The organism is Streptomyces sp. NPDC054872, assembly GCF_053610705.1.
In genome coordinates, this window is the sequence record NZ_JBSGYY010000045.1 from 66353 (window position 1) to 79852 (window position 13500).

Sequence of the window (13500 nt, forward strand, 5' to 3'; positions counted from 1 at the left end):
CGAGTCATATTCAGCAAGGCCCTGCAGCGCGCTCACCGACGGGCATACACTCGGCTCCATTTACACGCGTGGCGATCAATCGAACACGTGGAGTGATGGCATCGAACAGGCGGACCTGGATACGAAAAAGGGCGGGCCCGGGGATGAAACCCCGGACCCGCCCTTCGGCGTCGCCGACCCTACGTCGCGGTCCGTCAGCCGACGGAGCTGTACGCCACCACACCTCGCAGCAGCTGATCCACGGCCTTGCGAGCGTTCTTGGCCACGGTGGATCCCTCGCGGGGAGCGGCGGCCGAGATCTGCCCCAGCACGTCGATCACCTGCTTGCACCAGCGCACGAAGTCGCCGGCGGGCATCTCGATCTCCCGAAGGACCTCGTCGAGACCCTTGTCGGACGCCCACATGTACGCCGCCCAGGCGAAGCCGAGGTCCGGCTCCCGCTGCCCGACCCCTTCCGCCTGGTTGATCTTGAAGTCTTCCTCCAGGGCATCGAGCCGCCCCCAGATCCGGACCATCTCACCGAGGGAGGCCTTCACCTTCCCGGAGGGCAGCTTGGGGGCGAGCGCGTCGTCCGCCATCCGGGCCTCGAACACCAACGCCGAGACGCACGCGGCGAGTTCGGCCGGGCTGAGCCCCTCCCACACGCCTTCGCGCAGGCATTCGCTCGCCAGGAGGTCCAGCTCTCCATAGAGCCGGGCGAGCCGCTTGCCGTGCTCGGTGACCTCGTCACCCCGGAGGTAGTCCATCTCCGTGAGCAGCGCGACGATCCGGTCGAAGGTCCGCGCGATGGTGTTCGTGCGCCCCTCGATGCGCCGCTCGAGCTGCACGGTGTCCCGCCGCAGGCGGTGGTAGCGCTCGGCCCACCGCGCGTGGTCCTCCCGCTCGTCGCACCCATGGCAGGGGTGCGCCCGCAGTTCCGTGCGGAGCCGGGCGATCTCGCGGTCGTCGGCTGCGGCGGCCCGCCCCTTGCGGTGCCGCTCAGGCACGATGTGCCCGGCCTTCGTGCGCAGCGCGGACGCCAGGTCCCGCCGCGACTGCGGCGAGCGCGCGTTGAACGACTTCGGGATGCGCATCCGCTCGAGGGCCTCGACCGGCACCGGGAAGTCCATCGCGGCAAGGCGCTTGACCTGCCGCTCTGCGGTGAGCACCAGGGGCCTCGGCCCGTCCTGGTGGTCGAAGCCGCGGTGGCCGTTGACCCGGCCCGCGGGGATCCCCGGGTCCAGGACGAGCGCCAGGCCCGCGTACTTCCCGGTCGGCACGTGGATGACGTCACCGGGCTTGAGCTTCTCCAGGGCGGTGGCCGCCGCCGCCCTGCGCTGGTTGGCGCCCTGCTTGGCGAGCTCGGTCTCCCGGTCCTTCAGCTCGCGGCGCAGACGGGCGTACTCCTCGAAGTCGCCCAGGTGACAGGTCATCGAGGCCTTGTAGCCCTCGAGCCCCTCTTCGTTCTTCTGCACCTGCCGGGAGATCCCGACGACCGACTTGTCGGCCTGGAACTGCGCGAACGACGTCTCCAGAAGCTCGCGCGAGCGGTGCCGCCCGAACTGCTCGACCAGGTTCACCGCCATGTTGTACGACGGCTTGAAGCTGGACCGCAGCGGATACGTGCGCGTACCGGCGAGTCCCGCCAGGTGCTCCGGGCTCATGGCGCGCTGCCACAGGACCACGGCATGGCCCTCGACATCGATGCCACGCCGCCCGGCGCGGCCGGTCAGCTGGGTGTACTCACCGGGCGTGATGTCCGCGTGCTGCTCGCCGTTCCACTTGACGAGCTTCTCCAACACCACGCTGCGCGCGGGCATGTTGATGCCGAGGGCGAGGGTCTCGGTGGCGAAGACGGCCCGCACGAGCCCGCGCACGAAGAGCTCCTCGACGACTTCCTTGAAGGTCGGCAGCATGCCCGCGTGGTGCGCGGCGATGCCGCGCTCCAGGCCTTCCAGCCATTCGTAGTAGCCAAGGACGTGCAGGTCCTCGTCCGGGATGGCGGCCGTGCGCTCCTCGACGATCTCGCGGACCTGGGCCCGCGCGTCCTCGCCGTTCAGCCTCAGTCCCGCGTGCAGGCACTGCTGCACGGCGGCCTCGCAGGCCGCGCGGCTGAAGATGAAGGTGATGGCGGGAAGGAGGCCCTCGGAGTCGAGCCGGTCGATGACCTCGGGGCGCCCCGGCGTCCAGATCCTCGACCGCTGCCTGCGCTCACGCTCCCGGTCGGCCTCACGGACCATCTTGCCCTTGCGGCGGTCACGCGGGTTGTACGAACGGCTGGCCTCCATCCGCGCCATGCGCGTGAGGTCGGGGTTGACGGCCTTTCGCTGGCCCTCGCCCTCCTCGAAGAGGTCGTACATCCGGCGCCCGGCGAGGACGTGCTGGAACAGCGGCACCGGCCGGTGCTCCGAGACGATCACCTGGGTGTCGCCGCGCACGGTGTCCAGCCAGTCGCCGAACTCCTCGGCGTTCGACACGGTCGCCGACAGGGAGACCAGCGTCACCGACTCCTGGAGGTGGATGATCACCTCTTCCCAGACGGCGCCGCGGAAGCGGTCGGAGAGGTAGTGCACCTCGTCCATGACCACATAGCCGAGGTTGAGGAGCGACTGCGAGCCCGAGTACAGCATGTTCCGCAGCACTTCGGTGGTCATCACGACCACCGGGGCATCGGAGTTCACGCTGTTGTCGCCGGTCAGCAGACCGACCTTGTCCGCGCCGTACCTCTTGGAGAGGTCGGCGTACTTCTGGTTGGAGAGCGCCTTGATCGGCGTGGTGTAGAAGCATTTCTTGCCCTGCAGCAGGGCCAGGTGCACGGCGAACTCGCCGACGATCGTCTTGCCCGAACCCGTGGGGGCGGCCACGAGTACGCCCTTGCCCGCTTCGAGCGCCCGACAGGCGTCGATCTGGAAGGGGTCGAGGCCGAATTCGTACATCTCGCGGAAGCCGGCGAGTGCTGTGGCCTGCTCGACAGCGCGCTCGCGCGCCGCCGCATACCGCTCGGCCGGTGAGAGGTCCTCTGTCATCGTGCTTTCGAGACTACCGGCCACCACTGACAACGGACGATCATTATCTGCCTTACGGCTCCCGCGACCCTTCGGGCCCGAGCACACGTACGGCTCCCGGCACGCACTGGGCCGTCAGCGGCAGGCCGCCGAGCTGCTCCCCGTCGGCGTAACCGGTGACTCCCGGCGCGGCGATCTCCACCTTCGATGCGCGGAACACGGTGACCTTGGGGTGGTCCAGGTGCGTGCCCTTGTAGACCCGCGGGAAGACCTTCAGGAGCGTCGTACGGCTGCAGTCGCCGACGACCGTGACGTCGAAGAGGCCGTCGCCCATGTCGGCCCGCGCGCAGATCTTCATGCCCCCGCCGTACGAGGATCCGTTCCCGACGGCGACGAGCGTCGCGTCGATCTCGTGGACCTGCTCGTCGTCCAGCGTGATCCTGAACGGGATGGGCCGGAAGGCCGCCAGCTCCACGGCCATCGCGAGGTCGTACTTGAAGCGTCCGGTGGGCCAGCGCATCCGGTTGCCCCGGTCGTTGACCCGCGAGTCGAAGCCGGAGGCGAGCACGGTGCCGAACCACGTCTTGCCCACTCGCCCCAGGTCGACGTCGCGGGTACGCCCCGAGTCGAGCGCCTCGGCGATGGCGGCCCCCGCGGCGGCCGGATCGCGCACCGGGAGCCCGAGGGCACGCGCGAAGTCGTTCCCGGTGCCCACGGCGACCACGCCCAAGGGCGTCGAGGTCTGCGCGACGGCCTGCAGCGCGAGGCTCGCCATGCCGTCACCGCCGACGGCGATCAGCGCGCGCGTCCCGGCGTCCACGGCATCGCGCGCCCGGCGCAGCGCGTCGGCGGAGTCCTCCCCGATGACCGTGCGGACGGAGTGGCCCGCGGCCCGCAACGCGGAAGCGGCCGGCTGCGCCGCGTGAGCGCCCCGGCCGCGGCCCGCGGTGGGATTGACGAAGAGGGTGATCTCGCTGGTCACGGCCGAAACCTACAAGGTCACGTCACGTCGTCGAAACCGTTTACCCGGTCTCGTTTCGCGCCGTCGCCGCTCGCCTGCTCGGGCAGCGCCCTGTGCGCGGACACCGGCTCGATCTCGCCGACGTCCTCGGGAGTCAGATCGAGGTCGGAGGCCTCGTCGTCACCGGGCTTGGCCGCTTCGATCCTGGCCTTGCGCCGGTCGTTGAGGAGCGAGAAGCCGGTGGCCGCGAAGTAGAGCACCCAGATCGGCCCGGCGAGGGCCATCATGGTCAGCGGGTCGGTGCTGGGCGTCGCCACGGCCGCGAAGACCGTGATGCCCATGATCATGCCGCGCCACCAGCCGAGCATGCGCTTGCCGGTGATGACTCCGGTGAGGTTGAGCATCACCAGGAGCAAGGGCAGCTCGAAGGAGAGACCGAAGACGACCACCATGCGCGTGACCAGGTCGATCAGCTCGTCGAGCGGCAGCTGGTTGTCGACGCCGCCGGGTGAGAACTCGAGCAGCACGCGGGCCATGGTCGGCAGCGTCTTGTACGCGAAGAACGCGCCGCCCATGAACAGCGGGAAGCCGGCGCCCACGAACGCGTACGCGTACTTCTTCTCGCTCTTGTGCAGGCCCGGCGCGATGAAGGCCCACAGCTGGTACAGCCAGATCGGCGAAGCGAGCACGACACCGGCCATCAGGGAGATCTTCAGGGCGAGCGTGAACGGCGTGATCAGACCGTTCAGCACGATGCGCGCGCAGGTCTCCTCGCCGCCCTTGTCCGCCAGCTCGGCGAAGCTCGACTCGCACCCTACGGAGCTCAGGATCGGGTTCGTGAAGAACTCGATGATGTCCTTGTAGAAGAAGGCAGCGACGATCGCGACGACGATGATGGCCAGCACGGCCTTCGCGAGCCGGTTGCGGAGCTCGCGCAGGTGCTCCGCAAGCGGCATCCGCCCCTCGGGATCCTGTTCCTTCTTGCGGGCAGACTTGAGCAACCCACGTCCTCATCTCGTGCGGCAGGCCGGCCGTCGCCGGCCTTGGATCAGCGCTGTGTGGTGCTGTCGGTGGGCTCGGTGACCGGCCGGGAGCTGGACACGTCGCCGGGCGCGGCCTTGATGGTGCGCGGCTGGACGGAGGCGGCGGGGTCGGTGGGCGGGTCGGCCGGAGCGGCCTCGTCCTTCTTCCCGTCCGACTTCATCGCCTTCGCCTCGCTCTTGAGGATGCGCGCGGACTTGCCGAGCGACCGGGCCATGTCGGGAAGCTTCTTCGCGCCGAACAGCAGAATGACAACGACGAGAATGAGAATGATCTCGGGGGCGCCGATCTTTCCGGAAAACATACGTCTTTACCTTCTCACCGAGGCGGCAGGGGCGGGGCTGCCGGACAGGTCGGACTTGCTGTCCGGCCACCGTGCTGACAGCGATCGTAACGCTCAGGGGTGAACGCAGGGCAATCCCTGTGCGTACCCCCAGTTGCGGCCCGCGCCTCGCACTCCGGGCTACTTCAGCAGCGTACCTGCCGGACAAGGGAAGTTGACAGGCCGCGGTGTCGATGCGCGTCTCTGTGGCACCGACAGGTTTCACAGGGCCTAAAGGACATCTCGGCCCGCACGGGCCACACCGGTCGCCGCCGCTTCGAGATCCTCCGCCGCACGGTTGATCCGCTGTGTGGTCTGCGTCACTTGAGTGCTGAGGCGCTGCGCCTCGATGAAGACCCGAATCGCCAGTACGCCGAGCACGGCGAGGCCACAGAACCCCGCGGCAATCGCCAGCATCGCCCAGAACATGCGCCGAGCCTAGACGGTCGAGTGCAGACGCAGCGTCCGCACCCCGCCGCCGGTGAGCAGTTCGACGATGCGTTCGCCCGCGGGCTTGCGCACCGCGCTGCCGCACTCCGGGCAGGTGAACGAGTAGAAGGTGGTGCGGGCCGAGGCGCCGATGGCCAACCGCAGGGCCCCGGCGGAGAGTTCGAAGCGGGCGCGGCAGTCGGGGCAGGCGGCCTTGAAGAGCACAGGAGCGATTCTCGACATTCCGGGAATCTCGGACATGAGGCTGGTGGTCAACGCCCTTGCTCCTGCCTGTCGTGCGACCCGCCGGGGTGTTGGTCGTGCTCGTCGTAGGCCGCGAGTGCCTCGCGCGCCGCCTGCCGCGCGCTGTCCGCGAGATCCGCGGGAGAGACGATGTGCCCGTCCCCGCCGAGCCGCAGCGCGAGCCTGCGCAGCGAGGTGGGGTCCGGGGTGCGCAGCGTGATCCGCAGGCCGCCGTCGGGAAGTTCCTCGGCGCTGTCGTGGGGGTAGTACTCGGCGACCCAGCGACCGCCAGGACCGACCTCGACGACCACCTCGGGGTCCTCCGCGGCGGGCTGCACGAGACCTTCGGAGAGGTCACGCAGCTCGACCTCGGGCGGTGCGGACGGCTCGTCCAGGATCCTGATCTCGGCCACCCGGTCGAGGCGGAAGGTGCGGCGCGCCTCGGAGAGGTAGCACCACGCCTCCATGTACGTGTGGCCGACGGCGAAGAGGCGGATCGGGTCGACCTCGCGCTCGGTGAGCTCGTCGCGCGCCGGTGAGTAGTAGCGCAGCCAGAGCCTGCGCCGCTCGGAGATGGCGCGGTCGACCTCGGCGAAGACACCGCCCTCGGACTCGAAGGTCACCGAGAGCCGCGCACTGGCGCCCGCGTTCTCACCGGCCGCCGTCTCCAGCTTCGCGGTGGCGCGCACCAGGGCCAGCCGGTCGCTCTCGCGAAGGCCGGGGAGTGTGGAGACCGCGCGGGCGGCCACCAGGAGCGCGGTGGCTTCGTCGGCGGCGAGCCGCAGGGGGGCCGCCACGTCGTCCGGGTTGTGCCACCAGATGCGGTCACCGTCGGTGTCGATGTCCAGGAGGTCACCGCCGCGGAAGCTGGTCCCGCACAGCGGCAGCACGTCCAGGTCGGAGATCAGCTCGTCCTCGGTGATGCCGAAGGCGCGGGCGACGTCGCTGACGTGCGCGCCGGGGCGCTCGCGCAGATAGGTCACCAGGGAGAGCATCCGCCGGGTCTGGTCGATCGCGTTCGTGGCCATGATTCGGTACGTCCCCCTCAGCCCTTGGCCACGGCGCGCAGCCGGTCCACCACGTCGGCCCGCAGCTCGGCGGGCTCGAGGACCACCACGTCGGGCCCGAACTCCACCAGCCAGGCGTCGAGCCCGTGCCCGTACGGAATCTCCAACTCGTCCCACCCCTCGCCCACTTCACGTATCCGGGCCGCCTTGGCGCGCAGCGGGTAGCCCGCACCCGTCCGCAGCCGGATCAGGGCGGAGCGGTCGGCGCTCTCCCCCGCCCAGCTCGCGACGGTCTCGCGCACCGTGACGACATCGGGGATGCCCGCGGTGAACTTGCCGGCGCGGGCGCGGACCTTCCCGGTGATGCGGGAGAGCCGGAACACGCGCTCGGCGCCGCGGTCACGGTCCCAGCCCGCGAGGTACCAGTGGCCGCGCCAGCACTCCAGGGCCCAGGGCTCGACGTGGCGCGGCTCGGGGCGGGCCGCGGTGGCCTTGCGGTAGTCGAAGACGACGGGGCGGCGGTCCCGGCAGGCGAGCATCAGCGGCTCGAAGGACGCCTCGTGCACGGGGATGCGCGGCTCGAGCGCGCTGTGCGCCTCGTACGGGTCGACGTCCTCGGGGAGGCCCGCGGCGCGCAGCTTCTGCAGGGCGCCGCTGGCGGCTCCGGCGAGGCGGGCCTGCTGCCAGACCTTGGCGGCGAGGCCGAGCGCCGCGGCTTCCTCGGCGTCGATGGTGATGGGCGGGAGGCGGTTGCTGTCCCGGCGCGCGAGATAGCCGACCTCGCCGTCGAGGTTCTCCACCGTCTCGATGACCAGGCCGAGTTCGCGCAGATCGTCCTTGTCACGCTCGAACATCCGGTTGAAGGAGTCGTCGGACCCCGCCTCCAGATAGGCCTCGATGGACTCGCGCAGCTCGCGCTTGCTGAGCGGCCGCCGCGTCCCGAGCAGACACAGCGCCAGGTTCATCAGCCGCTCGGCCTTGGCAATGGCCATCGACGCCCTTTCTCAACAGTGCTTCCGACCGCCGACCGTACCGCCCCGGGGTGTCGTGGGAAAAGCCGAGGCCCATGCCGGAACCGGCATGGGCCTCGACGGACAGGTCTGATCAGACCCTGTCCTCAGTCGTCGCCAGGTCGTCTCTCAGACGCCTACGAGGTCACAGACGAAGATCAGGGCCTCGCCGGGCGCGATGCGGCCACCACCGGCGCCGCGCTCGCCGTACGCGAGGTGCGAGGGAATGGTCAGCCGGCGGCGTCCGCCGACCTTCATGCCCTGGACGCCCTGGTCCCAGCCGGCGATGACCTGACCGGCGCCCAGCTGGAACTGGAGCGGCGTGCCGCGGTTCCAGGAGGCGTCGAACTCTTCGCCGGTGGAGAAAGCCACGCCCACGTAGTGGACGGAGACGGTGGCGCCCGCCTTCGCCTCCGGGCCGTCGCCCTCCCAGATGTCCACGATCTGGAGGTCGGTGGGGACCGGACCCTCGGGGAAGTCGATCTCGGGCTTCTCGATGCTCACGTTACTCATGCTCCTGCTTTGATACGAATGACCGGCCGGGACAGTCTTACATCTTCGCGAGGATGTCCACGGTGAAGACCAGCGTGGAGTCCTTCTTGATGGGGCTGCCCTGCGGCGGCTGGTCACCGTACCCGAGCTTCGGGGGGACGACGACCAGGACGCGGCTGCCGACCTTCTTGCCGGTCAGGCCCTGCGCCCAGCCCTTGACGACCTGCGCCAGCTGGAACGAGGCCAGCTCGTTCCTCTTGTACGAGGAGTCGAACTCCTTGCCGTCGGCCCACAGCACTCCCTTGTACTGGCACAGGAGGCTGTCGGTCTCCTTGATCTCCTCGCCGTCGCCCTCGAGGATGTAGTTCGCGACGAGCTTCTTCGGGGCGTCCTTCTTCGGGACGTCGATCGAGGGGGCCTTGCCGTCCGTGTTCGTGCCGACCTTGGGCAGGTCGATGTTGGACTGCGCGACCTCCCTGCCCTTGGCCGAGCTCTTGGCGCTGAAGGTGCCCACCAGATCGACGACGAAGACCAGCGTGTCATCGCCCTTGATGCCCGCCTGCTTGTTGCCCTCCGTGCCGTAACCCATCTTCGGCGGGATCGCGAGCTGCACACGGCTGTCGAGCTTCTTGCCCACGAGCGCCTGGTCCCAGCCGGGGATGACCTGACCGACACCGATCGGGAAGACCGTGGGGTTGCCGCGGTCGTACGAGTTGTCGAAGACCTTCGCCGTGGCCCAGATCTGGCCGAGGTAGTTCGCCTGGAGGTAGTCGCCCTTCTTCACCTCGGCGCCCTTGCCCTCGACCAGGGTCTTGACCGCGAGGTCGGAGGACGGCTTGCCGGGCCCCTTCGCGACGGTCGGCTTCTGGCCGAACTTCGTCCCCTTCGTGATCTCGGGCAGGGGCCCGTCCACGATCTTCGCCGTCGGTGCGGCCGAGGTCGAGTTGGAAGGGGCTGGGCTGTCGCTTGGCTTGGCCTTGTCGGCCTTCTTGTCGTCACCACACCCGGCCAGCGTGAGCAGGCCGGCCGGAACAGCAAGGAGGAGTGAGCGTCGGCGCACGGTGGGGGCCTCGTATCGGTCGATCTTGTCGGTTGGCGTGCGCGCAACTCTACGCATGGAGAAGGGCGCCGTACGAGGAACGTACGGCGCCCCGCGTTGCGTTCCCGCAACGCACCTGCTGTATCGGGGGTTACATACCGGCGATCAGTTTCTCCACCCGGTCGTCCACCGACCGGAAGGGGTCCTTGCACAACACTGTGCGCTGTGCCTGGTCGTTGAGCTTCAGGTGCACCCAGTCGACGGTGAAGTCGCGGCGCTGCTCCTGGGCCCTGCGGATGAAGTCGCCCCGCAGCCGCGCGCGGGTGGTCTGCGGCGGCACCGACTTGCCCTCGAAGATCTTCAAGTCGTTGCAGATGCGGGCGGCTTGGCCCTTCCTCTCCAGGAGGTAGTACAGCCCGCGACGGCGGTGGATGTCGTGATACGCGAGGTCTATCTGCGCGACCCGCGGATGCGACATGGTCATGTTGTTCTTCGCTCGGTACCGCTCGATGAGCTTGTACTTCATGACCCAGTCGATCTCGGTGCCGATGCGGTCGAGGTCCTCGGCCTCGATCGCGTCGAGCGTGCGGCCCCACAGCTCCAGGACCTGCTCGACCGTGCCCGTGCGGATGCCGCGGCGCTCCACGAAGTCCACGGCCTTCTCGTAGTACTCGCGCTGGACTTCGAGGGCGGAGGCCTCGCGGCCACTGGCCAGACGCACCTTGCGGCGGCCCGTGATGTCGTGGCTGACCTCGCGGATCGCCCGGATCGGGTTCTCCAGGGTCAGGTCGCGCATCACCGTGCCCGCTTCGATCATGCGCAGCACGAGGTCGGTGGCGCCGACCTTCAGGAGCATGGTCGTCTCGGACATGTTCGAGTCACCGACGATGACGTGCAGCCTGCGGTAGCGCTCGGCGTCCGCGTGCGGTTCGTCGCGGGTGTTGATGATCGGCCGGGAGCGGGTGGTCGCGGAGGAGACCCCTTCCCAGATGTGCTCGGCACGCTGGCTGACGCAGTACACGGCGCCGCGTGGAGTCTGCAGCACCTTGCCCGCGCCGCAGAGCAGCTGTCGCGTGACGAGGAAGGGAATGAGGATGTCCGCGAGCCGCGAGAACTCCCCGTGCCGGGCCACCAGATAGTTCTCGTGGCAGCCGTAGGAGTTTCCCGCCGAGTCGGTGTTGTTCTTGAAGAGATAGACGTCGCCCGCGATTCCCTCCTCGTGCAGGCGGCGTTCGGCGTCGACGAGCAGGCCTTCCAGAATGCGCTCGCCCGCCTTGTCGTGCGTGACCAGCTCGGTCACGTTGTCACATTCCGGTGTTGCGTATTCCGGATGTGACCCGACGTCAAGATAGAGGCGGGCGCCGTTCCGCAGAAAGACGTTGCTGCTGCGGCCCCATGAGACAACACGGCGGAAGAGGTAGCGCGCCACCTCGTCAGGCGACAGACGGCGCTGTCCCCTAAACGTGCACGTGACGCCGTACTCATTCTCCAGCCCGAAAATGCGGCGGTCCATGACTGAACATTACGCCTGATGCCCTGCCCTGAAACCGGGTTCGACGGCACCGTTTCGATCATTTTCCGATGAACCCGCAACGACCGCCGAATCAGCGGGGAGTACGAGCACCCGAGCCGTGGCCAGCAGAACAAGCAGCGCGGCGGCGCCGGCGCCCCCCGGAACGGCGAAGCCCCACACGGTCCCGCCCCACTCCACGACCGGCCCCGCGGCCGCCGTGCCGAGCGACGCGCCGACCGTGAACGTGGTCACGAGCCAGGAGAACGCCTCGGTGACGGTGCCCCGCGGCGCGTGCCGGTCCACGATGATGAACGCGCACGCGAGCGCCGGCGCGAGGAAGATCCCGGCGACGGCCGCGAGGCCCGTCATGGCGACCGCGCCGGGCGTCAGCGTCAACGGCCAGTAGCAGAGGGCGAGCAGGGCCACCAGGACGGTCAGCCGCCTCTCCGGTACGCCGGCCCACTGCCGCGCCCCGTACACGGAACCGCCGACCAGGGCGCCGAGCCCGAGCGCCGCCATCATCCAGCCGTACACCGCGTCGCCGCCGTGCTCGTCCGCGTACGACACACCGGCGACGGTGATGGAGCCGAGTGCCATGCCGATGAAGAGGAAGGCGCCGAGCAGCGCGATGAGCCCGCGTGAGCGCAGCGCGCCGAGCCAGTGCGCCTCCCTGGGCGCCGAGCGCCACGCGCGCGAGGGCTGCGACAGCACCACGGAGAGGGCACCGAGCACGCCGATGACGTTCACCACGAGCAGCGCGGCCTGCTCCGACCAGAGCGCGACGCAGGCCGTGACGAGCAACGGTCCGACGGTGAACATGATTTCCTGGGCGATGGCGTCCATGGCGTACGCCCTGTGCACCTGCTCCTCCTTGCCGAGGACGCTCGGCCACAGCGCGCGCAGGCCGCCTTCGAGAGGCGGCGTGAAGAGGCCCGCCACACCCACCGCGACATACGCGAGGCCGAGCGAATCGGGCCCGGTGAAGGCGAAGGCCCCCATGCCGATGGCCGAGACGATCGCGGAGGGAAGCTGGATCCGCGGCTGCCCGTACAGGTCCACCAGACGGCCGAGCAGCGGCTGGCCCACCGCGTTGGCCACGCCGTACACCGCGGCGAGGGCGCCGGCCAGGCTGTAGGTCCCGCCCTCGGCGCGGATGAACAGCACGATGGCGATCGCGGCCGTCGCGTTCGGCAGCCGGCCCACCAGGGTGCCCGCGAGCAGCCGCCCGGCGTATCTCGTCCGAAGGATCTCCGCGTACCCGGCAGCCATGCTTCCCGCCCCTCCCCCTGCGCCGACGCGCCGAGGTTTTACGTATAACGTCGAGCGTCATACGTACCATGAGCGCTCACCGCGGGTCCATACCGATCTCCCCCGCGGCACCGATCCGGGAGGTACCAGCAGTGGCCGGGCCAGAGCAGGAGGCCGCGGGGCCACGCCCCACGAGCCGCGACGTCGCACGCGCCGCCGGGGTCTCCCAGGCCACCGTCTCCCTCGTGTTCGGCGAGAAGTGGCGCGGGCGCGTCGCCGAGCGGACCGCCGAGCGCGTCCGGGCCACCGCCCGCGAACTGGGCTACCGCCCCAACCTCGCCGCCCGCAACCTCCGCCTCGGCCGCACCAGGACCGCGCTGCTCGTCGTCCCCGCCCTCACCAACGAGTTCTTCGCCCGCGTCTACACCGGAGCCGCCCGCGTCGCCGCCGAACACGGCTTCGGAGTCGTCCTCTACCCCTCCCCCGAAGGCGTCGGCCCCGCCCGCGACCCCTTCGACTCCAGCCGCGCCGCCCTGGACGGCGTCCTCGCGTCCTCCATCGCCTCCGACGCGCTCGCCACCATCCAGGGCGACGCGCTCCCCCTGGTCATGCTCGACAGCGACCCGGCCGGCAGCCTCGGCGCCGCCACCGTCAACCTCGACATCGGCGACGGCATGCGCCGGGTGACCGAGCATCTCCTCGCCCTGGGCCATCGCGACTTCCTGCACCTCGCCGCGGGCGTCGACTCCTGGACCTTCGACATACGCTCCGAAGCCCTCGCACAGGCGCTGAGGGGCACCGACGCGGCCGTGCGCACCGTCCGGGCGCTCCTCACCGTCGAGGACGCCCGTGCGGCTGCTGAAGCCGCCCTGTCCGCGCCGGGGCGCCGCCCCACCGCGCTCGTCTGCGACGACGACATCCTCGCCGCGGGCGCCTGCAAGGCGGCCCGGCGCCTCGGTCTGCGCGTGCCCGAGGACCTCTCGGTGACCGGCTTCGACGACCTCACCCTTGCGACCGCCGTGGAACCCGAACTCACCACCGTGCGGCTCCCGGCCGAGCAGTTCGGCGAACGCGGCATGACCTCCCTGCTCGCCGTCCTCGACGGACGCACGCCCCGGGCCGACACCCTCCCCGTCGAACTGGTGATCCGCGGCTCGACCGGACCCGCCGCCCCCTAGACACGCGTGTGCCCCGTGTTCCGGCCGGCGGCC

Annotated in this window: 13 protein-coding genes; 1 reads left to right on the forward strand and 12 read right to left on the reverse strand. The window is 69.8% G+C overall.

The genetic code is table 11. The features are described from left to right. Positions 1-194: 194 nt before the first annotated feature. The 12 genes from ACWGIH_RS37260 to ACWGIH_RS37315 all read right to left on the reverse strand — a co-directional run bounded on the left by ACWGIH_RS37260 (position 195) and on the right by ACWGIH_RS37315 (position 12310). On the reverse strand, positions 195-3005 hold the full coding sequence (locus ACWGIH_RS37260) for a DEAD/DEAH box helicase (RefSeq protein ID WP_453450058.1): 2811 nt from the start codon (positions 3003-3005) through the stop codon (positions 195-197). Positions 3006-3057: 52 nt separating this feature from the next. Next, positions 3058-3966, reverse strand: coding sequence for a diacylglycerol kinase (locus ACWGIH_RS37265; protein WP_453450057.1), 909 nt, complete (start codon positions 3964-3966; stop codon positions 3058-3060). Positions 3967-3983: 17 nt separating this feature from the next. Continuing rightward, positions 3984-4946 (reverse strand): twin-arginine translocase subunit TatC, encoded by a 963-nt coding sequence (gene tatC, locus ACWGIH_RS37270; protein ID WP_453450056.1) that lies wholly within the window; start codon positions 4944-4946, stop codon positions 3984-3986. Between the two features lie 47 nt (positions 4947-4993). Beyond that, entirely contained in the window at positions 4994-5290 is a 297-nt protein-coding gene (gene tatA / locus ACWGIH_RS37275) for a Sec-independent protein translocase subunit TatA (protein WP_453450055.1), read from the reverse strand. Positions 5291-5539: 249 nt separating this feature from the next. Continuing rightward, positions 5540-5737, reverse strand: coding sequence for a hypothetical protein (locus ACWGIH_RS37280; protein WP_361834209.1), 198 nt, complete (start codon positions 5735-5737; stop codon positions 5540-5542). Positions 5738-5746: 9 nt separating this feature from the next. Continuing rightward, the gene (locus tag ACWGIH_RS37285; protein ID WP_365821137.1) at positions 5747-5998 is read right to left on the reverse strand and encodes a hypothetical protein; all 252 of its coding nucleotides are present in this window, start codon (positions 5996-5998) and stop codon (positions 5747-5749) included. Between the two features lie 11 nt (positions 5999-6009). Then, a complete protein-coding gene (locus ACWGIH_RS37290) occupies positions 6010-7008 on the reverse strand; it encodes a helix-turn-helix transcriptional regulator (protein ID WP_453450054.1) in 999 nt (332 codons plus the stop codon). A gap of 17 nt (positions 7009-7025) precedes the next feature. Next, positions 7026-7979 (reverse strand): helix-turn-helix transcriptional regulator, encoded by a 954-nt coding sequence (locus ACWGIH_RS37295; protein ID WP_453450053.1) that lies wholly within the window; start codon positions 7977-7979, stop codon positions 7026-7028. 147 nt (positions 7980-8126) lie between these two features. After that, positions 8127-8501: an FKBP-type peptidyl-prolyl cis-trans isomerase gene (locus ACWGIH_RS37300; protein WP_363210887.1), complete on the reverse strand. Its 375-nt coding sequence runs from the start codon at positions 8499-8501 to the stop codon at positions 8127-8129. 46 nt (positions 8502-8547) lie between these two features. After that, on the reverse strand, positions 8548-9549 hold the full coding sequence (locus ACWGIH_RS37305; protein ID WP_453450116.1) for an FKBP-type peptidyl-prolyl cis-trans isomerase: 1002 nt from the start codon (positions 9547-9549) through the stop codon (positions 8548-8550). 130 nt (positions 9550-9679) lie between these two features. Continuing rightward, on the reverse strand, positions 9680-11041 hold the full coding sequence (gene pafA, locus ACWGIH_RS37310; protein WP_135334215.1) for a Pup--protein ligase: 1362 nt from the start codon (positions 11039-11041) through the stop codon (positions 9680-9682). 9 nt (positions 11042-11050) lie between these two features. After that, complete coding sequence (locus tag ACWGIH_RS37315; RefSeq protein ID WP_453450052.1) at positions 11051-12310, reverse strand: MFS transporter; 1260 nt, start codon at positions 12308-12310, stop codon at positions 11051-11053. A gap of 131 nt (positions 12311-12441) precedes the next feature. On the opposite strand from ACWGIH_RS37315, the gene ACWGIH_RS37320 reads away from it, so the two are divergent. Next, on the forward strand, positions 12442-13467 hold the full coding sequence (locus ACWGIH_RS37320) for a LacI family DNA-binding transcriptional regulator (RefSeq protein WP_453450051.1): 1026 nt from the start codon (positions 12442-12444) through the stop codon (positions 13465-13467). Positions 13468-13500 lie beyond the last annotated feature (33 nt).